The following is a 25,154-nucleotide window of genomic DNA, read 5'->3' as shown; positions in this document are numbered from 1 at the left end:
ATGAGAGAATACCCGTCTGACGCGCTGGAAACCCGCCTGGCCGCCCGGCTCGCCACGCTGCGCGCCGAGCAGGGCCTGTCGCTCGACGCACTCGCCGAGCGCACCGGCATCAGCCGGGCCACCCTGTCGCGGCTGGAGCGCGGCGAGGCGAGCCCCACCGCCGCCATGCTGGGCCGGCTCTGCACCGCCTATGGCCGCACCCTGTCCCGGCTGATGACGGAGGTGGAGGACGCCGCGCCCGCCCTGATCCCCGCCGCCGCGCAGCCATGCTGGACCGATCCCGGCAGTGGCTTCCGCCGCCGCATCGTGTCGCCGCCCGGCGGCGGGCTGCGGGCCGAGCTGCTGGAAGGCACCATGCCGCCGGGCGCCACCCTCGCCTACGACACCGCGCCGCAGCCGGGGCTGGAGCACCATCTGTGGCTGCTCGATGGCGCGCTGGAGCTGACGGTGGACGGGGAGACGCACCGCCTCTCCCCCGGCGATTGCCTGCGCTACCGGCTGTTCGGCCCGAGCCGCTTCCACTGCCCCGCCGGGAGCGCCGCCGCGCGTTACGTGCTGGCGCTCTGCCCGCCCTGACTCTGCCCGCCCTGACTCTGTCCGTCCTGACCCTGCCCGTCCTGAAAGATCCCGCGCATGATCGAGGAACTCACCGCCGCCACCCTGCCCGCCGCGCTGCCCGAGCTGGCGGCGCTGCTGCGGGCCTGCGTCGATAACGGCGCCAGCATCGGCTTCCTGCCGCCCCTGGCGGAGGCGGAAGCGCTGGCCTTCTGGCAGGGGCTGTGCCCGGCGATCGCCGAAGGCAGCCGCCGCCTGCTGGTGGCGCGTCGGGACGGGCGCATCCTGGGCACCGGCTCGCTCTGCCCCGCCGGCCTGCCGAATGGCCGCCACCGCGCCGAGATCTCCAAGCTGATGGTGCATCCGGCGGCCCGCCGCCTCGGCCTGGGGCGCGCGCTGATGCGGGCGCTGGAGGCCCTGGCGGCGCGGGAGGGCCGCTGGCTGCTGGTGCTGGACACGCTGACCGGCGATGCCGGCGAGACGCTGTATCGCGGCCTGGGCTGGCAGGAAGCCGGGCAGGTGCCGGATTACGCGCTGCTGCCGCGGGATGGCGTGCTGGGCACCGCGGCCACCACCGTCATGTTCAAGCGGCTCGCCGCCTGAGGGCACCCGTCCGGACGCTTCTTGCAGGCAGTGAATACCCTACCCAGGTAAGGTATCATGCACCTGTCCGAGAAGCGCCAGCCCCTGCTCAACCGCGTCCGCCGCATCGCCGGCCAGCTGGAAGCGGTGGAGCGCGCCCTGCTGGAGGAGGCGGATTGCGCCACGACCCTGCAGCGCGTCGCCGCCGTGCGCGGCGCGGTGAACGGGCTGCTGGACGAGATCGTCGCCGACCACCTGCAAGAGCACGTCGCCCGCCCCGGCCTCAGCGACGCCGAGCGGGCCGCGGGCGCCGGGGAGCTGATCGCCGTGATCCGCCGGTATTCGAACTAGGAGCTGTCCATGGCCGAGCCGCACAGCCACGTCTTCCTGGGCCGCGCGCATGACGAGAATGCGCGCCGCACCCTGTGGGTGGTCCTGCTCACCGCCGCCATGATGGTGGCCGAGATCATCGCCGGCCTGGCCTTCAACTCCATGGCGCTGCTGGCGGACGGGCTGCACATGGCGACCCATGCCGGTGCCCTGGCCATCGCCGCCGGCGCCTACGCCTTTGCCCGGCGCCACGCCCATGACCGGCGTTTCTCCTTCGGCACCGGCAAGGTGGGCGACCTGGCCGGCTTCGCCTCGGCGCTGGGGCTGGGGATCTTCGCCCTCGGCATTGCCGCCGAATCGGTCGGCCGCCTGCTTGATCCCGGCGAGGTCGCCTTCGGCCAGGCCACCCTGGTGGCGGCGGTCGGACTGGTGGTGAACCTCGCAAGCGCGCTGCTGCTGTCCGGCGGACACCACCATGGGCACGGGCACAATGATCACCACCATCACGGCGGGCATCACCACCATGGCCAGGCCGACAACAACCTGCGCTCGGCCTATCTGCACGTGCTGGCCGATGCGCTGACCTCGGTGCTGGCCATCGTCGCGCTGCTGGCCGGGCGCTATCTGGGCTGGGTGTGGCTCGACCCGGCCATCGGCATCGTCGGCGCCGTGGTGATCGCCCGCTGGTCCTGGGGGCTGCTGCGCGACACCGCCGCCACCCTGCTCGACGTCACCGACCCGCAGCTGGAGGCCGAGATCCGCGCCCAGGTCGAGACCGCGGGCGATGCGCGCATCACCGACCTGCATGTGTGGCGCGTCGGGCCCGAAGCGCATGCGGCGATCGTCAGCGTCACCGGCAGCGCGGCGGTGGAGGCGATCCGCGCGCGCCTCGCGCCCATTCACGAACTGGCGCATGTCACGGTGGAATGCCGCGCCCCAACCACGGCATGATGTTGTTCAATCCGGGAAACCACGCTACCTGATGCAGGAATAACGGACAGGGGAGCGACGCGGCCGTTTTTCCGGGATTCCGCCATGCCTGCTGCTTCCTCCCGGCGCCAGATGCGCCTCGGCCTGTTCCTGCTCTCCACCGGCCACCACATCGCCGGCTGGCGGCATCCCGGCGCACAGGCGGACATGCCCACCAGCATCCGCGCCTATGCCGACATCGCCCGCATGGCCGAGGCCGCCTGCTTCGACATGGTGTTTTTGGCCGACAACAACTGCGTGCCGCAGACCGACTGGCCGGCGGTGCGCCGCACCACCCGCGCCAACATCTTCGAGCCGATCGCGCTGCTGTCCGCGCTGGCCATGGTGACGCAGCGTATCGGCCTCGTCGCCACCGGCTCCACCACCTATTCCGAGCCCTACCACATCGCGCGCGCCTTCGGCACGCTGGACCACATCTCGGGCGGGCGCGCGGGGTGGAACATCGTCACCACCTCCAACAGCAACGAGGCGTGGAATTTCGGCCGCGACAGCCACATGGCGCATGCCGGGCGCTACGCCCGGGCCGCCGAGTTCGTCGAGGTGACGAAAGGCTTGTGGGACAGCTTCGCCGACGACGCCTTCCGCCGCGACGTGGAAAGCGGGATCTACTTCGATGCCGCGAAGCTGCGCGTGCTGGATCACCGGGGCGAGCATTTCAGCGTGCGCGGCCCGCTGAACCTGGCGCGGCCGCCGCAAGGCCATCCGGTGCTGGTGCAGGCCGGCGGGTCGGAAGCCGGCCGCGACCTCGCCGCCCGCACCGCCGAGGTGATCTTCGCGGTCAACCAGGCGCTGCCGGACGCGCAGGAATTCTACGCCGACATCAAGAGCCGCCTCGCCGCGCGGAACCGCGACACGGAGGCGGTGAAGGTGATGCCCGGGCTGTTCCCCGTGGTCGGCCGCAGCCGGGCCGAGGCGGAGGACCGCATGGCCGAGCTGCAGCGCCTGCTGCACCCGGATGTCGGCTTGTCGCTGCTGTCCTTCCTGACCGGCGGCTTCGACTTTTCGCCCTTTGACGTGGACGGGCCCTTGCCGGAGCTGCCGGACACCGACGTGGGCAAGGCGCGGCTGAAGGTGATCGCCGACCTGGCGCGGCGCGAAAACCTGACCATCCGCCAGCTTTATGAGCGCATCGCCGTTTCGCGCGGGCACCACATGGTGGTGGGCAGCGCGGCGGAGGTCGCCGACCGCATGCAGGAATGGTTCGAGACCGGCGCGGCGGACGGCTTCAACGTGATGCCGCCCACCTTTCCGGAAGGCTTCCGCGCCTTCACCGCGCTGGTTGTGCCCGAATTGCAGCGACGCGGCCTGTTCCGCACCGAATACGCCGGCACCACCCTGCGCGAGCATCTGGGGCTGGCACGTCCCTCGCATGGGGCGCGGGGCCACGTCGCGCTGCCCCACGCCTGAACCGGAACATCGCCATGAACAGCATCAGCCGCCGCGTCGCGCTGGGCCTGCTGGCCGCGCCCGCCCTGCCCCGCACCACTCGCGCCGCCGCCCCCGTCTGGGCGCCGGAACGTCCGATCCGCATCGTCGTGCCCTTTCCGGCGGGCGGCGGCCTCGACCTGGTCGGCCGCGTCCTGGCCGAGGCCTGGTCGCCCGTGCTGGGCCAGCCCGTGGTGGTGGAGAACAAGGCCGGCGCCGCCGGCGCGCTGGGCATCGAGCAGGTGTTCCGCGCCGCGCCGGATGGCCACACGCTCGGCATCACCTCCGCCGGCAATGTCACCATCGGCCCGCTGCTGCGCCGGACGCCCTATGACCCGATGGCGATGACGCATGTCAGCCGACTGACCACCAGCCCGCTGCTGCTGGTGGCACGCCGCGATCTGCCGGCCGCCGAGCTGGACGCCTTTCTGGCCTGGGCCCGCGCGAAGCCGCGGGAGGTGCGCTTCGGCTCCGGCGGCATCGGCTCCTCGACGCATCTGTCGCTGGAGTTGCTGAACATCCGCCTCGGCACTGACATGCTGCACATTCCCTATCGCGGCACGGCGCCGCTGCTGACCGACCTCGCCGCGGGCATCGTCGATGTGGGCTTCAGCGACGCGGCGGTGTGGCCGATGATCGACCAGGGCACGCTGAAGCTTCTGGCGGTGTCCACCGCCGAGCCCTGGGCACGCTCGCCGGGAACGCCCGTGCTGGACGGCAGGGCCGGCGAGTTCCGCGTCAGCAACTGGTACGGGCTGGTGGCGCCACCCGGCCTGCCGCCGGCCATCCTGGCGCGGCTCGAAGCCGAGGCCGCCGCGGCGTTGGCCTTGCCCAAGGTGCGGCAAGCCTATGCCACCTCCGGCTTCGCCGCGGCGGCGATGCCGGAACAGCGCTTCGCACCCTATCTGGCCGGCGAGATCGCGCTGTGGAAGGGCGTGATCGCGGCGGCGAAGATCGAGACCGAGAGCTGAGACGCCGAAAACATCCGCCTGCCTCGCCCGTGACCATCAGCGGCGGCGCACCGAACCGGTCACGGTCTGGCCGCTGCCCCAGGAGCAGCAGCTCTGCGCGGGTGGAGTGGTTCTTGTGGGTCAGGTTGTTGGCGTTCACCGCCACCTGCATGCCCGTCAGCGCCGGCGCCACGGCATCGAGTTCGTAGCGGATCGCGACATCCAGCAGCCTCACGCCGTTGACCTTGCCGCCGCCGTTGCCGTGGTCGATGGAGCTCGACCCGATGTGGCGCGCTGAGGCCGAGGCCGAGGTTCCGCAACGGGCCGGTGGTGCCCGGGCTGCGGAACGGGTCGGGATCGGGCGGCTTCTCGATCCCCCCGCGTGGCGGAGAATGCGGCACGGCGATCCCTGGCAGGGGCGCTGCAGGTGCCCGGGCTGTCCTCCCCCGCGGCCATGCGGCAGGGGCGGGCGCACGGGCTGTGGAATTTCTTCGGCGCCGTGCCGCCGGCCATCCTGGCGGTGGAGGCGCTGGCCGGCTGGACGCGGCCCGATGTGTTCGCCGGGATCGGCCCGGCCGCCACCCGGGCCGAGATCAACCGCCGCTTCGCCGCCCTGCCCTCCGCCGGCTGCTTCCGGGCCGGCCTGCCCCCCGCCACGCAGCGCTGACCCGCGCCGTGCCAGGTTGAGCCTTCCGGCCCAAGGGTCTATCCCGCCCGCGACGAGACTGCGTGAGAAGGTTCCCCTCCGCCATGGCCGACACCGTGTCCATCCGCCGCGCCCTGATCTCGGTCTATGACAAGACCGGGCTGCTGGATTTCGCGCGCTTCCTGGCGTCCAAGGGCGTCGAGATCCTGTCCACCGGCGGCACCGCCCGGCTGCTGCGCGAGAATGGCGTGGCGGTGGTCGAGGTCTCCGACCACACCGGCTTCCCCGAGATCCTGGACGGCCGGGTCAAGACGCTGGTGCCGCAGATCCATGGCGGCCTGCTCGGCCGGCGCGACCTGCCGGAGCATGTGGCGCAGATGGAGAGCCACAGGATCGCGCCGATCGACCTGCTGGTGTCCAACCTTTATCCGTTTGAGGCCATGGTGGCGAAGGGCGCCGGCTATGCCGAGACCGTCGAGGAGATCGACATCGGCGGCCCGGCGCTGACCCGCGCCGCGGCCAAGAACCATGCCGACGTCGTCGTGATCACCCATCCCGACCAGATGGCCGCCGTGCAGGCCGAGGTCGAGGCCTCGGGCGGCACCACGCTGGCCACCCGGAAGACGCTGGCGGCGGCGGCCTTCGCCCGCACGGCCGCCTATGACACGGCGATCTCCACTTGGTTCGCGCGGCAACTGGAACAGGATTTCCCGCCCAGCCTCGCCGTCGCCGGCGGGCTGCGCCAGACGCTGCGCTACGGCGAGAACCCGCACCAGCACGCCGCCTTCTACACTGACGGTTCCAACCGTCCCGGCATCGCCACGGCGGCGCAGGTGCAAGGCAAGGAACTGAGCTTCAACAACCTGAACGACACCGACGCCGCCTTTGAATGCGTGGCCGAGTTCGATGCGCCCGCCATCGTCATCGTCAAGCATGCCAATCCCTGCGGCGTGGCGCAGGGCAGCGACCTCGCCCATGCCTGGGACCTGGCGCTGCGCTGCGACCCCGTCTCGGCCTTCGGCGGCATCGTCGCCGCCAACCGCACCCTGGACGCCGCCGCCGCCGAGCGCATCACGGCGATCTTCACCGAGGTGGTGGTGGCGCCCGACGCGGACGAGGCGGCGCGCGCCATCTTCGCCCGCAAGAAGAATCTGCGCCTGCTGCTGACCGGCGGCCTGCCCGACCCGGCCGAGCCGGGGCGCGTGATCCGCTCCGTCTCGGGCGGCTTCCTGGCGCAGTCGCGCGATGCCGGGCGCATCACCGAGGCCGAGCTGAAGGTGGTGACCAAGCGGGCGCCCACCGCGCAGGAGATGGCCGACCTGATCTTCGCCTTCCGCGTCGGCAAGCACGTCAAGTCCAACGCCATCGTCTATGCCAAGGGCGGCGCCACGGTGGGCGTCGGCGCCGGGCAGATGAGCCGCGTCGATTCCGCCCGCATCGCCGCCTGGAAATCGGCCGAGGCCGCCAAGGCCGCCGGGCTGGACGCGCCGCTGGCGCATGGCTCGGTGGTTGCTTCCGACGCCTTCTTTCCCTTCGCCGACGGCCTTCAGGCGGCGGCGGCGGCCGGCGCGACGGCGGTGATCCAGCCGGGCGGCTCGATGCGCGACAACGAGGTGATCGCCGCAGCCAATGAGGCGGGGCTCGCCATGGTGTTCACCGGGATGCGGCATTTCCGGCACTGAGACGCCAGGGGCGCCGCCCCTGGACCTCCGCCGGGGTGATCCTCGTCACCCCGGGCAGCCGCCTTCAGTGCGCGACACCCCAGTTCGGCCCGTGCCCGATCTCGGCCCTTAGTGGCACGCGCAGCTCGGCCACGCCTTCCATCACCTGTCGCACGCAGTTCGCGGTGGCCTCGATCTCGGCTTCCGGCACCTCGAACAGCAGCTCGTCATGCACCTGCAGCAGCATGCGGGCGGACAGGCCGGCCTCCCGCAGCGCGCGGGGCATGCGCACCATGGCACGCTTGATGATCTCGGCGGCGCCGCCCTGGAACGGGGCGTTGATGGCGGCACGCTCGGCATTGCCGCGGCGCGCCTGTTCCTTGGCCTGGATGCCGTCGATCCACAGCTTGCGGCCGAAGGGCGTCGTCACGTAGCCCTTCTCGCGCGCCTCGGATTTCAGCCGCTCCATCTCCTCCAGGATGCCGGGGTAGCGGGAGAAATAGGCTTCGATGATGGAGCGCGCCTCGGCCGCGGGGATACCGAGGCGGGACGCCAGGCCGAAGGCCGACATGCCGTAGATGATGCCGAAATTGATGGTCTTGGCGCGGCGCCGCGCCTCGCGGTCCACCTGGTCGGGTGCCAGGTTGAAGATGTCCGCGGCCGTGCGGCTGTGGATGTCCTCGCCCTTCTCGAAGGCTTCGCGGAGCGAGGGCACGTCGGCGAGATGCGCCAGCAGGCGCAGCTCGATCTGCGAGTAATCGGCGGCCAGCAACACGTGGCCCGGCTCGGCCACGAAGGCGCGGCGGATGCGCGCGCCCTCCTCCGTGCGAATCGGGATGTTCTGCAGATTGGGCTCGGTGGAGGAGAGCCGCCCCGTCGAGGTGATGGCCATCGAGAAATCGGTGTGCACCCGGTGGTCGCGCGGGTCGATCTGCGCCGCCAGCCCCTCGACATAGGTGGATTTCAACTTCGACAGCTGGCGCCAGTGCAGCACCTTGCGCGGCAGCTCATGCCCGCGGGAGGCGAGATCCTCCAGCACCGCCGCGTCGGTGCCCCAGGCGCCGGCCTTGCCGCGCTTGCCGCCCGGCAGCTTCTGCTCGTCGAACAGGATTTCCCCCAATTGCTTGGGCGAGCCGACGTTGAAGGGGCGGCCGGCGAGGTCCTGGATCTCCTTCTCCAGCACCACCATCCGCTGGGAAAAATCCTCACCGATGCGGGTGAGCTCGGCGCCGTCCACCTTGATGCCGGCGATCTCCATGTCGCGCAGCACGGCGACCATGCGGCGCTCCACCTGCTCGTACAGCACCAGCGCCTGATCCGGGCGCAGCCGGGGCTTCAGCGCGTGCCACAGCCTGAGCGTGACGTCGGCATCCTCGGCGGCGTAGGCGGTGGCCTTGTCCAGCGCCACCTGGCCGAAGGGGATGCGGGCGCGGCCGGTGCCGGTCACCTCGTCATAGGTGATCGGCTTATGGCCGAGATGGCGCAGCGACAGCTCGTCCATGCCGTGGCCGTGCCGCCCGGCATCCATGCTGTAGGAGATCAGCATGGTGTCATCCACCGGCGACACGGCGATGCCGCCATGCTCCGGCCGGCACAGCACTTCCAGATCGTATTTGGCGTTGTGCAGCACCTTCATCACCGCCGGGTCTTCCAGCAGCGGCCGCAGCGCGGCCACGGCGGCGTCCTGGCTCATCTGCGCGGGGGCGACGGGCGCTTCCTGCAGCATGTCGCCGGTTCCGGGCGGCAGGCCATGCCGCAGCGGGATGTAGCAGGCGCGGCCCGGCGCCACGGCGAGGGAGATGCCCACCAGATTGGCGTGCAGCGCGTCCAGGCTGTCGGTTTCCGTGTCCACTGCCATCACGCCGGCTTCCCGCGCGGCGGCGATGAAGGGGGCGAGGCCCGCCTCGTCCACCACGGTCTCATACGGGCCGAAGGGCGCCGAATCGGCGGCCGGGGTGATCTCGGTGGTGGTGCCGGGCGCGGCCTCGGGCAGTTGCGGCACGAAGCGCGGGCGGCTGACCGGCGCCGTCTCGGGCGCGGCGTCGCCATCGAGGCCCATGCGGTGCAGCAGGGAGCGGAAGCCCTGTTCCCTGAGGAAGCCGGCGAGCCGTCCCGGCTCCGGCGGGCGGGCCAGCAGCTCGTCGATCGGCCGCGGCAGCGGCGCGTCGCAATCCAGCGTCACCAGCTTCTTGCTGATGCGGGCGAGCTCGGCGTTGTTGACCAGCGCCTCGCGCCGTTTCGGCTGCTTGATCGCCGCCGCGGCGGCCAGCAGCCCCTCCAGGTCGCCATATTCATTGATCAGCGCGGCGGCGGTCTTGATGCCGATGCCGGGCACGCCGGGCACGTTGTCGGTGCTGTCGCCGGCCAGCGCCTGCACGTCCACCACCTTGTCCGGGGTGACGCCGAACTTCTCCATCACCTCCGGCTCGCGGATCGGCTTCTGCTTGATCGGGTCCAGCAGCTGCACGCCGGGGCGCACCAGCTGCATCAGGTCCTTGTCGGAGGAGACGATGGTGACCTGCCCCCCCAACCCTTGAAAGCCCTTGGCGTAGGCGCCGATCAGGTCATCCGCCTCGTAGCCATCCAGCTCGATGCAGGCGACGCCGTAGGCGGCGGTGGCCTCGCGGATCAGGGAGAATTGCGGCACCAGCTCCGGCGGCGCCTCGGGGCGGTGCGCCTTGTACTGGTCGTAGATGGCGTTGCGGAAGGTGACGCGGGACGCATCGAACACCACCGCGATGTGGGTGCCGGCATGGCGGGTCAGGAACTGCCCCAGCATGTTGGTGAAGCCGAACACGGCGTTCACCGGCACGCCATCCGGCCGCGTCATCGGCGGCAGGGCGTGGAAGGCGCGGAAGATATAGCCGGAGCCGTCCACCAGGATCAGATGCGGCTCCGCCTCCTTCACCGGTTCGGCCAGGATGTCGGGGCTGACCGCCGCGTCCGCCATGGTGCTCGCCCTTTCCGTCTGCTCAGTGATGCCCGTCGTCGCCGGCGCCTTCGGCCAGCACATAGGTGCGCGAGCAGTAGGGGCAGGTGACCTGGTTGTCCTCGATGCGCAGATACACCATGGGATGGCCCATCGTGCCGCCGCCATTGTTGCAGGCGACCTTGCGGCTCTGAACCACCGTCCTCTCCTCCGGCGTCACGCCGGGGATCAGGGTGGGAGTGTAGCCGGTCAGCTTCTCATCGCGCATCGGTGGCGTTCCGTTCGTCTCGAATGGGGTGGAAGATAGGGGCAAGCGCGGATCGAGGCCAGCGCGGGCGCGGCCTTGCCGGCGCCGCGGCCGCCGCCCGGCACGACCGGAGGGGCCGTGCAGGGATTTGAGCGCGTTCTTCCGCCGCAACAACTCCTTCAGTAATCGTTTCCCTATTTACTGCGAATGAGATTGAGAAACGATCTCATGATTTGTGGCTTACTTGGAGTTTTGCCGCGAATGCGGCATGGTGCCGTCCATGCCGAGCCTCAACGACCTCACGGAACGCGAGCTTCTCGCCCTAGCCATCTCCAACGAGGAGGAGGATGGGCGCATCTTTGCCGACTTCGCGGACAGCCTGCGTGCCGACTATGCCGCCAGCGCGGCGGTGTTCGAGGCGATGGCAGCCGAGGAAAGCGATCATCGCCGCCAGCTGATCGACCTGTTCGTGCAGCGCTTCGGCACGCACATTCCGCTGATCCGCCGGCAGGACATCCGCGGCTGGTATCGCCGCAGGCCGGCCTGGCAGGTGCTGCCGCTGGGCATCGAGGCGGTGCGCCGGCACGCCCGCCAGATGGAGGAGGATGCCGGCCGCTTCTACACCGCCGCCGCCGCGCGCACCACCGATGCCGGCATCCGCAAGCTGCTGGGGGATCTGGCGGCGGCCGAGACCGGCCACACCCACAGCATCGACGCCATGGAGGCGCAGCACCTGTCGGGCGGCGTGCGGGAAGCGGAGAACGACAGCGCGCATCGCCGCTTCGTGCTGCAGATCGTGCAGCCGGGGCTGGTCGGACTGATGGACGGCTCGGTCTCCACCCTGGCGCCGGTCTTCGCCGCCGCCTTCGCCACGCAGAACTCGCATGATGCCTTGCTGGTGGGCCTCGCCGCCAGCGTCGGCGCCGGCATCTCGATGGGCTTTGCCGAGGCGCTGGCGGATGACGGCAAGCTGTCCGGGCGCGGCACGCCGCTGCTGCGCGGCACGGTCTGCGGGTTGATGACCATGGCGGGCGGCATCGGCCACACCCTGCCCTACCTGATCCCGGATTTCTGGACCGCCACCGTGCTGGCGGTGATCGTCACGGTGCTGGAACTGCTGGCGATCGCCTGGATCCAGTGGAAGTACATGGACACGCCGCCGCTGGCCGCCACCGCCAAAGTGATGCTGGGCGGTGCCCTGGTGCTGGCCGCCGGCATCCTGATCGGCAGCGGCTGAAGCCGTGGCTTGACGCGCCGCCGGCGCTGCCGAAGGCTGGGCGCGACACAGCCGGAGCTCCGCCGCATGCCTCGCACCCTGATCCGCGCCGCCCACATCATCGCCTTCCAGGATGGCGGGCACCGGCACCTGAAGGACGGCGTGGTGGTGCTGGAGGATGACCGCATCCTGCATGTCGGGCGCGATTTCGACGGCGCGGTGGACAGCACGATCGAGGCCGGTGACCGGCTGGTGACGCCGGGCTTCATCAACACCCACGCGCACCTGTCCGAGTCGCCGCTGGACAAGAGCTTCGTCGAGGATCGCGGGCCGCGGCAGTTCTACCTGTCCGGATTGTTCGAGTTCCTGTCCGCCCGCGACGGCGCCATCACCGAGGCGGCGCGGCGCGCCGCCATCGCCTATTCCATGCCCGAGCTGCTGCGCACCGGCACCACCACCATCATGGAGATCGGCTGGCACGGCGACGTGGTGGCCGAGCACGCGGCGCGCTGCGGCCTCCGCGCCTATATCGGCCAGGGCTACCGCTCGGGGCGCTGGTTCACCGCCAATGGCCGCACCGTCGATTACGAATGGTCGGAAGATGACGGCGTCGGTGCCATGGACGCCGCCATCGACTTCATCGAGCGCGTCGATGGGCGCGAGAACGGGCGCATCAAGGGCTTCCTGACGCCGATGCAGGTGGATACCTGTTCCGAGGCGCTGCTGCGCCGCTCGGCCGAGGCGGCGAGGGCGATGAAGGTTCCGCTGGCGCTGCACGTCTCGCAATCCGTGCCCGAATTCCACGAGATGACCCGCCGGCACGGCTGCACGCCGATCGAGTGGCTGCGCGACATCGGCTTCCTGTCGGAGCGCTGCATCCTTGGCCACTGCATCATCCCGGGCGAAAGCTCCTGGGCCAACTACCAGGCCGACGATGTCGGCATCCTGGCCGACAGCGGCGCCAATGTGGCGCATGCGGTGTGGGTGTTCGCCCGGCGCGGCATCGCCATGGAAAGCTTCGCCCGCTACCAGGCGCGCGGCGTCAACATGACCATTGCCACCGATACCTGCCCGCAGAGCATGATCGAGGCGATGCGCTGGACCTCCGTGGTCAGCAAGATCCAGGACCGGCAAACCCAGGTGGCCACGGCGGCCGACGTGTTCAACGCCGCGACGCTGAACGGGGCCCGCGCGCTGGGCCGCGACGACCTCGGCCGCATCGCGCCGGGGGCCAAGGCCGACCTGCTGCTGTGGCGCACCGACAGCCTGTTCATGACGCCGCTGCGCGACCCGATCCGCAACCTGGTCTTCTCCGCCACCGCCGAGGACCTCGACACCTCCATCATCGACGGGCGGGTGGTGATGCAGAACGGCGCCGTGCCGGGCTATGACCCGGTGGCGCTGGGCCGCGCGGTGCAGGAGGGGGCGCAGGCGATGTGGGACGGCATGCAGCGCCGCGACTGGGCCGGGCGCGACATCGAACGGCTCTCGCCCTCCTCCTTTCCCGCCTTTGCGGGCTGAGCGCGGGGGGGGCGCTTCCGCCCTCCCCCCGGCCCGGCGGTTCAGCGCGGCGCGGCGTTGAACTTGTCGAACAAGGCGTTGGCCGCCTCGACGCAGGCCTGCACCGGCTCCCGGTCGGAGCACTGGATCCGCACCATGGTGTCGCCGCGGCGAAAGGCGAAGCTGGCGCCCGGCGGCGCATGATGCCGGCCATGCATCATGCCGTGCGGGCCGCGCATCCCGTCGCGTCCGCCCGGGCCACGATGCGGCGCGCCGTCCGGGCCGCCGGGTGCGGGGCCGCTGGGTGCCGGGCGGGCGGCCTCCGCGCCGGGGGGCGCCGGGGGAGCGGGCTGCGCCGCGGCCAAGCCTGCGGTTCCCAGGAACGCGGCACCCACCCCCAGCATCAGCCATCTACGCATCTCTTGATCCCCTTTTTCTGTTGTCCGGGAGGCCCCGGAGCCCCACACATGTAGGGCTGCGGCATGTCACCGTGTCGCACGCTCAGCAACCAAGTGTAGCGGGCCTGCCGGGTTGCCCCTGCAACCAGGGCCACCGGCCGGGGAGAACGGGAACCGATCCCGCACTCGGCCGTTGTTTCAGGCAGAAACCCCTACCGAAAAAAGGGACAACACCAGAATGGCAGAAGACCACAAGGTGCTGACGACGCGGCAGGGCCATCCTGTCTACGACAATCAGAGCCTGCGCAGCGTTGGCGAGCGGGGCCCGGCGACGCTTGAGAATTACCAGTTCATCGAGAAGATCACGCATTTCGACCGGGAGCGCATCCCGGAGCGCGTGGTGCATGCGCGTGGTGCCGGCGCGCACGGCTATTTCGAGGCCTATGGCAAGATCGGCGACGAGCCCGCGGCCAAGTACACCAAGGCCCGCGTGCTGACCGAGACGGGCGTGCAGACGCCGCTCTTCGTGCGCTTCTCCACCGTGATCGGCGCCAAGGACAGCCCCGAGACGGCGCGCGACCCGCGCGGCTTCGCGGTCAAGTTCAAGACCGTGGACGGCAACTGGGACCTGGTGGGCAACAACCTGCGGATCTTCTTCATCCGCGACGCCATCAAGTTCCCGGACATGATCCACGCCTTCAAGCCGGACCCGGTGACCAACCGGCAGGAAGCCTGGCGCTTCTACGACTTCGTGGCGCACCACCCCGAGGCGCTGCACATGGTCACCTGGGTCAAGAGCCCCTGGGGCATCCCGGCCAATTACCGGCAGATGGAAGGCTCCTCGGTCAACACCTACAAGCTGGTTAACGACCAGGGCATCGCGCATCTGGCGAAGTTCAGCTGGGTGCCGAAGCAGGGCGTGCGCAACCTGACCAGCCAGCAGGCGGCGGAGCTGCAGGCCAAGGACACCGGCCACGCCACCCGCGACCTGTACGACGCCATCGAGCGCGGCGAATACCCGGAATGGGAATTCTGCGTGCAGCTGATGTCGGACGATCCGCATGACGAGCTGGATTTCGACCCGCTGGACGACACCAAACGCTGGCCGGAGGACCAGTTCCCGCTGCTGCCGGTGGGCCGCATGGTGCTGAACCGCGCGCCGGACGACTTCTTCGCCGAGGTCGAGCAATCCGCCTTCGGCACCGGCGTGCTGGTGGACGGCATCGATTTCTCGGACGACAAGATGCTGCAGGGCCGCACCCTGTCCTACTCGGACACGCAGCGCTACCGGGTCGGCGCCAACTACCTGCAGCTGCCGATCAACGCGCCGCAGGAACAGGCCCGCGCCCACACCAACCAGCGCGACGGCATGATGGCCTATCACGTGGACCGCGGCGGCCAGAACAAGCACGTCAACTACGAGCCCAGCATGATGGGCGGGCTGCAGGAAGCGCCGAAGCCGGCCCGGGAATACCACCAGTGGGTGGAAGGCCATCTCGGCCGCTACCAGACCACCCGCACCACCGACGACTACAAGCAGGCCGGCGACCGCTACCGCTCCTTCGAGGATTGGGAGCGCGACGACCTGATCGCCAACATGGTCGCCGACATGAAGGAATGCCCCGAGCCGATCGCGCTGCGCATGATCTGGCATTGGTGGCATTGCGACGAGGATTACGGCCGCCGCGTCGCGGAAGGCGCCGGGATCGACCTGCAGAAGGCGCTGGCGCTGCCGCCGCTGCCGAACCGCCCGGCACCGGGCGAGAAGCGGCAGGGACCGACCTACAGCAGCGGCAAGGCGGAAGAAGGCCCGCAGAGCCAGGCGGCGAACTGAGGATCGCGGGAGGGGCGCCGCCCCTCCCGCGGCAGTTACTTCTCCACGAAGGCCTTCTCGATCACGTAATGGCCGGGGCGGCTGTTGGCGCCTTCCTCGAACCCCATGCCTTCCAGCAGGCCCTTGGTTTCGGCCAGCATCTCGGGGCTGCCACACAGCATGACGCGGTCCTCCGCCGGGTTGAAGGCGGGCAGGCCAAGATCGCCGAACAGCTTGCCGGAGCGGATCAGGTCGGTGACGCGGCCCTGGTTGCGGAACGGCTGCCGCGTCACGGTGGGGTAGTAGAGCAGCTTGCCGGCCACCAGCTCGCCCAGCACCTCGTCCCGCGGCAGCGCCTCGATCATCTCGGCATAGGCCAGCTCCTTGACCTCGCGCACGCCGTGCAGCAGCACCACGCGCTTGAACCGGTCATACACCTCGGGCTCGCGGATCAGCGACAGAAAGGGGGCGAGGCCGGTGCCGGTGCCGTAGAGCCACAGCGTCCGGCCCGGCAGCAGCGCGTCCATCACCAGCGTGCCGACCGATTTGCGGCCCACCAGCACCTCGTCGCCCGGGCGGATGTGCTGCAGCCGGCTGGTCAGCGGCCCGTCCTGCACCTTGATCGACAGGAATTCCAGCCCCTCGTCCCAGGGCGGCGAGGCCACGGAATAAGCGCGCACCAGCGGCTTGCCGTCCACCGTCAGCCCCAGCATCACGAATTGCCCGGCGGTGAAGCGCAGGCTCGGGTTGCGGGTGCAGCGGAACGAGAACAGGCGATCCGTCCAATGATGCACCTGCTCCACCGTTTCGGTGGAATAGGCCGGGTGGGCGGATTTCCAAGCGGGTCGGGTTTCGGCGTTCATCGGCGAAGAAATGGCCTTCTCAGGGCGCCGGGCAAGTCACGGAGGCCCAGGGGCAGGGGCAGGACCATGACACGGCTTGCATGCGGCCGCAGTTGCGGTGAGCCTTCGCCTATCATGAGCAAGCCATCCGACGCCACCGCCGAGCCCGCATCCCTGTCCCTCCTGCCGGTCGGGCCGGAGGTGGACCCGACGCCGCGGCCGCTGCCGGCGCGGGTACCGCATCGCGGTGCCGCAGTGACGCTGGAGCCGCTCGGCCTCCGCCACGCGGAGGAGCTGTGGCAGGCGGTGCAGGGCGCCGACGACAGCTGGGCCTATATGGGCTACGGCCCGTTTCCCGACCCCGCCGCCTTCCGCCGCTTCCTGGGCGGCTTCGCCACCACGCACGACCCGATCGCCTGGGCGGTGCGGCCGCATATTTCCGGTCGGGCGCTCGGCTGGCTGACGCTGATGGAGATCCAGCCGGCCCATGCCGCGATCGAGCTGGGCAACATCTGGTTCTCCCCCCGCATGCAGCGCTCGCGCGCCGCCACCGAGGCGATGTTCCTGCTGATGCGGCACGCCATGGACGATCTCGGCTACCGCCGGCTGGTGTGGAAGTGCAACGCGCTGAACGCCCCGTCCCGCCGGGCCGCCGCGCGCCTCGGCTTCGTCCCTGAGGGCGAGCACCGGGCGCATCTGGTGGTGAAGGGGCGGCGGCGCGACACTGCCTGGTTCTCGATCCTGGAGGATGAATGGCCGTCCCGCCGCGACGCCATCGCTGCCTGGCTGGCCGAGGAGAATTTCGACCATCGCGGGATCGCCCGCCGCAGCCTCCGGCAAGGGCAAGCGTAACCCAGGCCTGGGGTCGTTCGTTGTAACGCCAGAGCCCTTCCGCAACGACCGCCCTCCAGGAAAATCCCAGGATCTCTCCATGTCCCAGACCGAGAGGCTGCATCAGGTCCGCGAAACCATCCGGGCCGCAAAGGGCACCTTGCCGGAGCCGCCGCCCAGGGCCGCGGAGCTGGGCCGGGGCGCCACCCATCCCTCGCAGATCCCGGCGAGCGGCTGGTGGAGCATCATCAAGCGCACCTTCATCGAGGCCTACAACGACCGGGTGATGACCGAGGCGGCCGGCATCACGTTCTACTCGCTGCTGTCGATCTTCCCGGCGATCACCGCCCTGGTGTCACTCTACGGGCTGGTGGCGGACCCGCAGATCGTCAGCAAGCACCTGCAGCTGCTCTCCGGGTTCGTGCCGGACAGCGGCATGCGGCTGATCGACGAGCAGCTGGTCCGCCTCACCACCGGGGAGAAGAGCGCGCTCGGCTTCGGCGCCATCACCGGCCTGCTGGTGGCGCTGTGGTCCGCCAATCAGGGCACCAAGGCGATGTTCGACGCGCTGAACATCGTCTACGAGGAGAAGGAGAAGCGCTCCTTCGTCAAGCTGACGGTGGTGACCCTGACCTTCACCCTGGGCGCGCTGGTGTTCATGATGCTGGCGCTGGCCGCCGTGGTCGGCCTGCCTGTGGCCCTGAACTTCGTGGGCCTCGGCGGCTCCACCGAGCTGCTGCTGCGGCTGTCGCGCTGGCCGCTGCTGCTGGCCATCATCACCGGCCTGCTGGCGGTGCTGTACCGCTACGGCCCGAGCCGCGAACGGGCACGCTGGCGCTGGGTCAGCTGGGGCGGCATGGTCGCGGCGGTGCTGTGGGTCATCATCTCCTCCGGCTTCTCGATCTATGTCAGCCGGTTCAGCAACTACGACGCGACCTATGGCTCCCTCGGCGCGGTGATCGGCTTCATGACCTGGATCTGGCTGTCCTCCATGGTGGTGCTGCTCGGCGCCGAGCTGAACGCCGAGATGGAGCACCAGACGGCGCGCGACAGCACCACGGGGCCGGAGGTGAGGCTCGGCCAGCGCGGCGCGCGGATGGCGGACACGGTGGCACGCGCCCGCTGACGCGGTTTCGTCACGCAACCGTCAAGCGGCCGCAACACCGCCTCCGTAACAGCGCATCCCATCGCCCCGCACGGGGCAGCACGGAAAGATGGACCTCATGCGCACCTTGTTGCTGGCCGCCACCGCCCTGATCGGGCTGGGCGGCGCTTCCCTCGCCCAGCCGGCTCCCGGCGGCGCCGCAACCGACCGCAAGGTCGAGGCCCGGCTGGCCGGCCACGCCATCCTGCCCGCCTTCTCCATGACCCTGCCGCCGGCCGACGCGCCGCGTGATGCCCTGGTGTCCGGCAAGTTCACCGCCGCCGCGCGGCAGGACCGGCCGGGCAGCATCCCTGGCACCACCGCCCCGGCGCCTGCGGGCCGGCCGACCGGCATCTCTCTGCCCTTCATCGGCCAGCCGGTGCAGGGCTTCTCCGGCATCAAGCCGGTTCACGGGGAACAGGGCGCCTTCTGGGTGCTGACCGACAACGGCTTCGGCAACAAGCGCAACAGCGGCGACGCGCTGCTGATGTTCCACAAGATCCGCCCCGACTTCCGGACCGGCTCGCAGGGCGGGCAGGTGGCGGTGGAGCGGACGGTGTTCCTGTCCGACCCGAACCGCCGCGTGCCGTTCCGCATCGCCCATGAGGGCACCGCCGAGCGCTACCTCACCGGGGCGGATTTCGACCCCGAGAGCATCCAGCCCCTCCCCGACGGCTCCGGCTTCTGGATCGGGGAGGAATTCGGCCCCTTCCTGATCCGCGTCGATGCCGAGGGCCGCGTGCAGCAGGTGGTGGAGAGCCGACTCGACGGTCAGGTGCTGCGCAGCCCCGACCACCCGGCCCTGTTCGTCGGCGCCACGCCCACCGCCGGCACCGATTTCCGCGTCCGCCGCTCGGGCGGCTACGAGGGGATGGCGATGGTGCCGGACGGCTCCCGCCTCTGGGCGTTGCTGGAGCAGCCGTTGTTCAACGCGAACAGCGACCAGGCCGAAGGCGGCTTCCTGCGCATGCTGGAGTTCGACACCGCCCGGGGCGACTGGACCGGCCGTTCGCTGAAGCTGCGGCTGGAGCCGGGCGTCACCGCCATCGGCGACTTCAACATGGTGGATGAGCGCCGCGCCCTGATCATCGAGCGCGACAATGGCGAGGGCGACGCCTCCCTCGCCTGTGCGGCCGAGGGACAACAGGGCCGGAACCCGCCGGGCTGCTTTCCCGCCCCGGCCAGGGTGAAGCGCATCTCGCTGGTGGATCTTGGCGCGCCCGATGCCGAGGGCTTCGTGCGCAAGCTGGCGCATCTCGACCTGCTCGACATCCGCGACCCCGAGGGGCTGTCGCGCCAGAACGGCGACCGCGCCGCCGCCGTGCCGAAGGAGCGCTTCACCTTTCCCTTCTTCACCATCGAGGACGTGGCGGTGGTGGATGCCGAGCACATCATCGTCGGCAATGACAACAACCTGCCCTTCTCCGCCGGCCGCCACCTGGCCCGCGCCGATGACAATGAGCTGATCCTGCTGCACGTGCCGGACCTGCTGCGCACGCGCTGAGGCCCCGCTGCGGCGGCCGCGCCCGCGCCGGTCCGGCGGAGGGCGCGGCCGCTGACGGCTTGCCGTTCGCCGCCGCCGCGCCTACCCCTGAAAGGGCAAACCTGGTGGAGACCGACTGCATGCCGCTGCGTGACGCGACCCCTGCCGATCTGCCGGCGATCACCGCGATCTACGCCCATCACGTCCTGCACGGCACCGGCACCTTCGAGGAGGTGCCGCCCAGCGAGGCGGAGATGGCCGACCGCCTCGCCCGCATCCGGGAGAAGGGCTGCGCCTGGCTGGTGGCCGAGGAAGCCGAGGGGGTGGTGGGCTTCGCCTATTTCGCGCCGCTGCGCGACCGCGCGGCCTATCGCTACTCGGCCGAGGATTCGATCTATGTCCGCCACGACGTGCATGGCCAGGGCCTCGGCAAGTCGCTGGTGGCCGCCCTGCTGCAGCGGGCGGAAGCGGCCGGCTACCGGCAGATCTTCGCCATCATCGGCGATTCGGAGAATGTAGGCTCGATCGGCCTGCACCTGTCGCTCGGCTTCCGGCAGGTGGGCATCCTGCGCGCGGCGGGGCTGAAATTCGGCCGCTGGCTGGATGTGGTGCAGATGCAGCGCGGACTGGGCGCGGCCGACCGCAGCCTTCCCTGAGCCTCTCCGGGCGGCACGCCGCGCCGTCCCTGGCGGCGTGTGGAGCCTGGCGCGGCGGCGTTCCATCCGGCCGCGACCGCCGGCGGGCGCAGCCTCTCCTGTTCGGCGAACTGAGTTGCTGCGGTGCAAAAATGCCGCCGCCGCCCCATTTGCCCCTGATCCGAGGTTCCTGGCGAAAGGGAGGAGCGCTTGCTCGACCAATTCGACGAAACCGCGCGGGATGTGGTCGCCTCGGTGACCTGGCTGCCGGACTGGCTGCTCAGCCTGGCGGTGCTGGCCGTGTCGCTGCTGCCGGCCCTGCTGGCCTATCGCGTGATCTTCCGCATCCTGAACCGCCTGGTGCAGGACCGCGAGCTGTTCTGGCGCTCCCTGGTGCAGCGAACCGAAGGGCCGGTGCGGCTCGGGCTGATCGTGGTGGCGCTGAGCGTGGGCGCCACCATCGCGCCGCTGACCACCGGCCAGGCCGGGGTGGTGCGGCACGCCCTGGCGATCTGCTTCATCTGCCTGGTGGGCTGGGTGGCGCTGACCGCGCTGCACATCTGGACCACCATCTACCTCCGCCGGTTCAAGCTGGATTCGGAGGACAACCTCCTCGCCCGCAAGCACACCACCCAGTCGCGCATCCTGAAGCGGGTGGCCAACGTGCTGATCGTGCTGATCACCGCCTCGGTCGCGCTGATGACCTTCGACGGGGTGCGGCAATACGGGGTGTCCCTGCTGGCCTCGGCCGGCGCCGCCGGCATCGTGCTCGGCCTCGCGCTGCAGCCGCTGCTGAAGAATTTGGTGGCCGGCATCCAGCTCGCCGTCACCCAGCCGATCCGGTTGGAGGACGCGGTGATCGTGGAAGGCGAATGGGGCAATGTGGAGGAGATCACCGCCACCTATGTCGTGGTGCGGCTGTGGGACTGGCGGCGGATGGTGCTGCCCTTGTCGTATTTTATCGAGAAACCGTTCCAGAACTGGACGCGCGAAAGCTCCTCCCTGATCGGCACGGTGATGCTCTACGTCGATTATTCCGCGCCGATCGGCGCCATGCGGCACAAGCTGGAGGAGGTCGCCCGCGAATCCCGGCTATGGGACCGGCAGGTGGTGAACCTGCAGGTCACCGATTTCAGCCCGGAGACCATGCAGGTCCGCATGCTGGTGTCCGCCCGCAATGCTGGCCGCACCTTCGACCTGCGCTGCGAGGTGCGCGAGAAGATGATCGCGTGGCTGCAGGCCGAGCATCCCGGCGCGCTGCCGCGCCAGCGCGCCGAGATCCGCCGCCTGCCCAAGGACGCCGCCTGGGCCGACGACGCCCTGGCCGCCGAGTAGGACCTCAGGCCACCAGCCCGCCGCCGCCGATTTCCCGCCGCAGCTTGCGGCGGATGGCCTCGGCGAAAGCGGCGTAATCGGCGCAGCTCATGGCAAAGGCGCCGGGGCCGCCGATCACCTCGGCCTCGTAATGCGACAGCAGATCCGGCTCCTCGTTCAGCACCGCCAGGGCGTTGAGGGTGACGCCGGCGGCCACGCCCAGGTCGCGCACCGGCGCCGGCGCGCGGCCCTGGTTGTGCGCGCCATCCCCCGAGACATCCAGCACCAGCCGGCCCGCCTCGGCCGGGCAGCGGCCGAGCAGCGCCAGCCCGGCCGCCATGCCCGGTCCCAGCGCGGTGGCGCCGGGCTGCGGCAGGCGCGGCGCATTGTCGATCGCGTCCGCCAGGGCCGTGGCCGCGGCCAGGCCGTCCAGCCGCGCCCAGGGCACCGCCACCTCCTGCGCCGAGGACCAGAACACCACCGCCACCGCCACCGCGCCGCGTGGCCCGGCGGCGCAGGCGCGGGCGATGTCCGGCTCGCGGAAGGCGCCGGCCAGGCCGCCGATCATCAGCCCGAACTCGGCGAAGTCCACGCTGGCCGAGACGTCCACCGCGAGGCAGAGCGCCAGATCCACCGGCTGCATGCATTCTTCTCCCACTTCGCCGCGGCAACGGTTAGGATGCGCTTCCGCGGTGGGGAAGGGTGGAAAATGCACCCTTCCAGCTTGTCCGGCATTGAAGCGCCGGTGCCTGGCCCTCACCTCCCGCTTTCCTGACTTTCCCGTAAGGTTTGGCTCAACCGGCCGCGACTGCTGTTAAGGATGGATAATGGACGGACGAACCGGCACCGCCCCGCCGGACGCCACGATGGACCAGTTCACGCCCGGCCCCCGGCCGCCTGGTCCCGCCGCCGCCCCGATCACCCGCATCATCGCCGAGGTCGCCAACACCTTTCCGGGTGAGCGGATCTCGCTGGGCGAGATGGCGGAAGCCTTTGGCGAGCGCGCCTTCGGCCTGCTGATCCTGCTGCTCTGCCTGCCCAGCCTGCTGCCCGGCATGGCCAGCGTGTTCGGCCTGCCGATGCTGATCCTGGGCGTGCAGATGGGCCTCGGCCGCACCCGCCCGACCCTGCCGCGCTTCCTGGCCGACCGCACGGTGAAGCGCTCCGACCTGCTGCGGCTGGCCAACGCGTCCTCGCGCGGGTTGAGCCTGGTGGAGCGCTTCGTGCGCCCCCGGTCCGGCTGGTTCATCGAGCCGGCGGGGGAGCGGCTGGTCGGCTGGCTGACGGTGCTGGCGGCGGCGATGCTGATCCTGCCCGGCCCCGGCACCAACGGCCCGCCGGCCTTCGGCACCATCATCATGGCCCTCGGGGTGGTGGAGCAGGACAGCCGCGTCACCGGCATCGGCATGGCGGTGACCGCCGCCGGATGCCTGTTCGCCGCCGGCGTGCTGGTGGCGCTGTGCTGGTTCGGCTGGCAGGCGGTGGGGTTCATCTTCTGAGACGCGGCGGCGCAACCGGCTGACCGCCGGCCGCGGGCGACCGGCGCCTCATCCGGCCGCCATGCGCCGCTCCAGCAGGTCGAGCAGCGCGCGCGCCGCCGGCCCGGGCGCCGAGCCGCGCCGGAACACCACCCCGGTCGCCCGCTCGATGCGCGGTTCCTCCAGCCGCCGCGCCACCAGCACCGGATGCGGCCCGCGCGGCAGGGCGAGGCGCGGCACCACCGCGACGCCGAGCCCGGCTTCCACTAGGCCGAGACTGGTGGACAGGTGTTCCGCCTCGTAGCGCCAGTTGGGCTGGATGCCGAGCGGCAGCAGGGCGCGGTCCAGGATCAGCCGGTTGCCGGACCGGCGCGACACGCCGACCAGCTTCTCCTCCGCCAGGTCGGCCCAGCGCAGGCTCCGGCGGCGCGCCAGCGGATGGTCGCGCCGGCAGGCCAGCACAAAGGGATCGCGCCGCAGCGGGCGGAACTCCACCTCCGGATGGCCGGCGCCTTCCATGCCGATGCCGAACTCGACGCCGCCGGTGGCCACCGCGTCGATGACGCCGTCCGCCGACAGGTCCATCACCCGCACCCGCACCGCCGGAAAGCGCCGCGCGAAATCGGCCAGCGTCGCCGGCAGGAAATAATACGCCGCCGTCGGGATGCAGGCGATGGTGACGAGGCCGCGGCGCCGCGCCGCGGTTTCCCGGATGCCGAGCAGGCTTTCCTCCAGCTCGTCGAGCAGGCGCCGGGCGCGCGGCAGGAATTCGCGCCCCGTCTGCGTCAGCGCCACGCGCCGCGTCGAGCGCGACAGCAGCGCCACGCCGAGTTCCTCCTCCAGCGCCGATAAGCGCCGCGACACCGCCGGCAGCGACAGGTGCAGCACCTCCGTCGCGCGGGTCAGGCTTGCGGCTTCCGCCACGGCGACAAAGGTGCGGAGCTGGTCGAGGTCGATCGGCATGACTGGGCCTTCTTGCGTCGGACGCAAGAATTCTGCCGATCTTTGCACTTCAGCAAGATCTGGTGCGGGCGCAGAACTCGCGGCAACAAACCGCCACCGCACTGGAGACGCCGATGCCGATCCGCCTGCCCTGCATTCTGATGCGCGCCGGCACCAGCCGTGGCCCGTTCTTTCTGGCCGGCCACCTGCCCGCCGATCCGGCGCGGCGCGACGAATGGCTGCTGGCGGCGCTCGGCTCGCCGCATCCCCTGCAGATCGACGGCATCGGCGGCGGCAACAGCCTGACCAGCAAGGTGGCGATCATCGGCCCCTCGGCCGAGCCCGACATCGACGTGGAATACCTGTTCGCGCAGGTCTCGGTGGAGCGCCGCACCGTCGATACCCGCCCCAATTGCGGCAACATGCTGGCCGGCGTTGGGCCCTTCGCGCTGGAATGCGGCCTGGTGACGCCGCGCCACCCCAGCACGATCGTGCGCATCCGCAACCGCAACACCGGCGCGCGGGTGGAAGCGGTGGTGCAGACCCCGGACGGCCAGGTGACCTATGAGGGCGCGGCCAGCATCCCCGGCGTGTCCGGCACCGCCGCGCCGGTCGCGCTGCGCTTCTGCGACGTGGCCGGCAGCAAGACCGGGCGGTTGTTTCCCTCCGGCCTGCGGCGGGAGTTGATCGATGGGCTGGACGTTACGCTGGTGGACGGCGCCATGCCGATGCTGCTGGTGGCTGCCGCCAGCCTCAACATCGATGCCGCCCTGGCGCCCGAGGCGATCGAGGCCGATGCCGCCCTGCTGGGGCGGATCGAGGCGCTGCGGCTGGAAGCCGGCCGGCGCATGGGCCTCGGCGCGGTGGCGAACAGCGTGATCCCGAAGCCGGCCCTGCTCGGCCCGGGGCGGGACGGCGCCACCCTCACCGCCCGCTACCTGACGCCGCACGCGGTGCACCGCGCCATGGCGGTGACCGGCGGCATCACCCTGGCGGTCGCCGCGCGCACGCCCGGCACCGTCGCCTTCGAACTCGCCACGTCGGACGAGGGCGCCGGGGTAGCTGGCGTGCGCATCGCCCACCCCGCCGGAGTGCTGGAGATCGGCCTCGGGATGGAGGGGGAGGCGGTGCGCTGGGCCAGCGTGCTGCGCACCGCCCGCCGCATCTTCGAGGGCCACCTGCTGCTGCCGGCCCAGGGCCTGGCCGAGGCGGCGGCACCGCGCCTCGCCGCCGAATGAACCCC

The 25,154-nt window shown here is 70.7% G+C and carries 24 protein-coding genes; 18 read left to right on the top strand and 6 right to left on the bottom strand.

The genetic code is table 11. The features are described 5' to 3' along the window. The 8 genes from D2K64_RS05695 (at window position 1) to purH (ending at window position 7,160) form a co-directional block, all read left to right on the top strand. On the top strand, window positions 1–576 hold the full coding sequence (locus tag D2K64_RS05695; protein ID WP_120007217.1) for a helix-turn-helix domain-containing protein: 576 nt from the start codon (window positions 1–3) through the stop codon (window positions 574–576). Between the two features lie 57 nt (window positions 577–633). Further along, a complete protein-coding gene (locus D2K64_RS05690; RefSeq protein ID WP_120007216.1) occupies window positions 634–1,158 on the top strand; it encodes a GNAT family N-acetyltransferase in 525 nt (174 codons plus the stop codon). A gap of 57 nt (window positions 1,159–1,215) precedes the next feature. Further along, window positions 1,216–1,488, top strand: a complete 273-nt coding sequence (locus tag D2K64_RS05685; protein WP_120007215.1) for a metal/formaldehyde-sensitive transcriptional repressor — start codon at window positions 1,216–1,218, stop codon at window positions 1,486–1,488. A gap of 9 nt (window positions 1,489–1,497) precedes the next feature. Beyond that, window positions 1,498–2,418: a CDF family Co(II)/Ni(II) efflux transporter DmeF gene (gene dmeF, locus D2K64_RS05680; RefSeq protein ID WP_120007214.1), complete on the top strand. Its 921-nt coding sequence runs from the start codon at window positions 1,498–1,500 to the stop codon at window positions 2,416–2,418. 84 nt (window positions 2,419–2,502) lie between these two features. Beyond that, window positions 2,503–3,864 carry an LLM class flavin-dependent oxidoreductase gene (locus D2K64_RS05675; protein ID WP_120007213.1) on the top strand — a complete coding sequence of 454 codons (1,362 nt, stop codon included), beginning with the start codon at window positions 2,503–2,505 and terminating at the stop codon, window positions 3,862–3,864. A gap of 14 nt (window positions 3,865–3,878) precedes the next feature. Continuing rightward, window positions 3,879–4,853: a Bug family tripartite tricarboxylate transporter substrate binding protein gene (locus D2K64_RS05670; RefSeq protein WP_120007212.1), complete on the top strand. Its 975-nt coding sequence runs from the start codon at window positions 3,879–3,881 to the stop codon at window positions 4,851–4,853. A 361-nt stretch (window positions 4,854–5,214) separates the two neighbouring features. Further along, window positions 5,215–5,499 carry a hypothetical protein gene (locus D2K64_RS05665; RefSeq protein ID WP_120007211.1) on the top strand — a complete coding sequence of 95 codons (285 nt, stop codon included), beginning with the start codon at window positions 5,215–5,217 and terminating at the stop codon, window positions 5,497–5,499. A gap of 83 nt (window positions 5,500–5,582) precedes the next feature. Next, window positions 5,583–7,160, top strand: coding sequence for a bifunctional phosphoribosylaminoimidazolecarboxamide formyltransferase/IMP cyclohydrolase (gene purH / locus D2K64_RS05660; RefSeq protein ID WP_120007210.1), 1,578 nt, complete (start codon window positions 5,583–5,585; stop codon window positions 7,158–7,160). Between the two features lie 64 nt (window positions 7,161–7,224). Here purH and polA read toward each other — a convergent pair whose 3' ends face one another. Together polA and D2K64_RS05650 are read right to left on the bottom strand one after the other, a co-directional pair. Then, entirely contained in the window at window positions 7,225–10,089 is a 2,865-nt protein-coding gene (gene polA / locus D2K64_RS05655) for a DNA polymerase I (RefSeq protein ID WP_120007209.1), read from the bottom strand. Window positions 10,090–10,111: 22 nt separating this feature from the next. Continuing rightward, window positions 10,112–10,336 (bottom strand): zinc-finger domain-containing protein, encoded by a 225-nt coding sequence (locus D2K64_RS05650; RefSeq protein ID WP_120007208.1) that lies wholly within the window; start codon window positions 10,334–10,336, stop codon window positions 10,112–10,114. A 259-nt stretch (window positions 10,337–10,595) separates the two neighbouring features. Between D2K64_RS05650 and mbfA the strand changes: the two genes are divergently transcribed. Both mbfA and D2K64_RS05640 read left to right on the top strand, forming a co-directional pair. Further along, window positions 10,596–11,552: an iron exporter MbfA gene (gene mbfA / locus D2K64_RS05645; RefSeq protein ID WP_120007337.1), complete on the top strand. Its 957-nt coding sequence runs from the start codon at window positions 10,596–10,598 to the stop codon at window positions 11,550–11,552. Between the two features lie 66 nt (window positions 11,553–11,618). Next, window positions 11,619–13,052 carry a chlorohydrolase family protein gene (locus D2K64_RS05640; protein ID WP_120007207.1) on the top strand — a complete coding sequence of 478 codons (1,434 nt, stop codon included), beginning with the start codon at window positions 11,619–11,621 and terminating at the stop codon, window positions 13,050–13,052. Between the two features lie 41 nt (window positions 13,053–13,093). Here D2K64_RS05640 and D2K64_RS05635 read toward each other — a convergent pair whose 3' ends face one another. Then, on the bottom strand, window positions 13,094–13,450 hold the full coding sequence (locus D2K64_RS05635; RefSeq protein WP_157985735.1) for a hypothetical protein: 357 nt from the start codon (window positions 13,448–13,450) through the stop codon (window positions 13,094–13,096). 217 nt (window positions 13,451–13,667) lie between these two features. Here D2K64_RS05635 and D2K64_RS05630 point away from each other — a divergent pair, with 217 nt between their 5' ends. Further along, entirely contained in the window at window positions 13,668–15,263 is a 1,596-nt protein-coding gene (locus D2K64_RS05630) for a catalase (protein WP_120007205.1), read from the top strand. Window positions 15,264–15,298: 35 nt separating this feature from the next. On the opposite strand, the gene D2K64_RS05625 is transcribed toward D2K64_RS05630, so the two are convergent. Continuing rightward, window positions 15,299–16,105: a ferredoxin--NADP reductase gene (locus D2K64_RS05625; RefSeq protein ID WP_120007204.1), complete on the bottom strand. Its 807-nt coding sequence runs from the start codon at window positions 16,103–16,105 to the stop codon at window positions 15,299–15,301. Window positions 16,106–16,219: 114 nt separating this feature from the next. Between D2K64_RS05625 and D2K64_RS05620 the strand changes: the two genes are divergently transcribed. The 5 genes from D2K64_RS05620 (at window position 16,220) to D2K64_RS05600 (ending at window position 21,512) form a co-directional block, all read left to right on the top strand. After that, window positions 16,220–16,936: a GNAT family N-acetyltransferase gene (locus D2K64_RS05620; RefSeq protein ID WP_120007203.1), complete on the top strand. Its 717-nt coding sequence runs from the start codon at window positions 16,220–16,222 to the stop codon at window positions 16,934–16,936. Window positions 16,937–17,015: 79 nt separating this feature from the next. Beyond that, complete coding sequence (locus tag D2K64_RS05615) at window positions 17,016–18,041, top strand: YihY/virulence factor BrkB family protein (RefSeq protein ID WP_120007202.1); 1,026 nt, start codon at window positions 17,016–17,018, stop codon at window positions 18,039–18,041. Window positions 18,042–18,138: 97 nt separating this feature from the next. Then, window positions 18,139–19,563 carry an esterase-like activity of phytase family protein gene (locus tag D2K64_RS05610; RefSeq protein ID WP_238384031.1) on the top strand — a complete coding sequence of 475 codons (1,425 nt, stop codon included), beginning with the start codon at window positions 18,139–18,141 and terminating at the stop codon, window positions 19,561–19,563. A gap of 119 nt (window positions 19,564–19,682) precedes the next feature. Then, window positions 19,683–20,198 (top strand): GNAT family N-acetyltransferase, encoded by a 516-nt coding sequence (locus D2K64_RS05605; RefSeq protein ID WP_120007200.1) that lies wholly within the window; start codon window positions 19,683–19,685, stop codon window positions 20,196–20,198. A gap of 189 nt (window positions 20,199–20,387) precedes the next feature. Then, on the top strand, window positions 20,388–21,512 hold the full coding sequence (locus tag D2K64_RS05600) for a mechanosensitive ion channel family protein (RefSeq protein ID WP_120007199.1): 1,125 nt from the start codon (window positions 20,388–20,390) through the stop codon (window positions 21,510–21,512). Between the two features lie 4 nt (window positions 21,513–21,516). On the opposite strand, the gene D2K64_RS05595 is transcribed toward D2K64_RS05600, so the two are convergent. Then, window positions 21,517–22,134, bottom strand: coding sequence for a DUF1194 domain-containing protein (locus D2K64_RS05595; protein ID WP_120007198.1), 618 nt, complete (start codon window positions 22,132–22,134; stop codon window positions 21,517–21,519). Between the two features lie 184 nt (window positions 22,135–22,318). On the opposite strand from D2K64_RS05595, the gene D2K64_RS05590 reads away from it, so the two are divergent. Beyond that, window positions 22,319–22,990: an exopolysaccharide biosynthesis protein gene (locus tag D2K64_RS05590; RefSeq protein WP_238384030.1), complete on the top strand. Its 672-nt coding sequence runs from the start codon at window positions 22,319–22,321 to the stop codon at window positions 22,988–22,990. 48 nt (window positions 22,991–23,038) lie between these two features. On the opposite strand, the gene D2K64_RS05585 is transcribed toward D2K64_RS05590, so the two are convergent. Then, complete coding sequence (locus tag D2K64_RS05585) at window positions 23,039–23,932, bottom strand: LysR family transcriptional regulator (RefSeq protein ID WP_120007197.1); 894 nt, start codon at window positions 23,930–23,932, stop codon at window positions 23,039–23,041. A gap of 113 nt (window positions 23,933–24,045) precedes the next feature. On the opposite strand from D2K64_RS05585, the gene D2K64_RS05580 reads away from it, so the two are divergent. Next, complete coding sequence (locus D2K64_RS05580) at window positions 24,046–25,149, top strand: 4-oxalomesaconate tautomerase (protein ID WP_120007335.1); 1,104 nt, start codon at window positions 24,046–24,048, stop codon at window positions 25,147–25,149. Window positions 25,150–25,154 lie beyond the last annotated feature (5 nt).

The sequence above is a fragment of the Teichococcus vastitatis genome (assembly GCF_003604215.1).
In the GTDB taxonomy this organism is placed as follows: Bacteria; Pseudomonadota; Alphaproteobacteria; order Acetobacterales; family Acetobacteraceae; genus Pseudoroseomonas; species Pseudoroseomonas vastitatis.
Note: the sequence above shows the minus strand (reverse complement) of the source record. Positions and strands in the feature narration are given on the sequence as shown.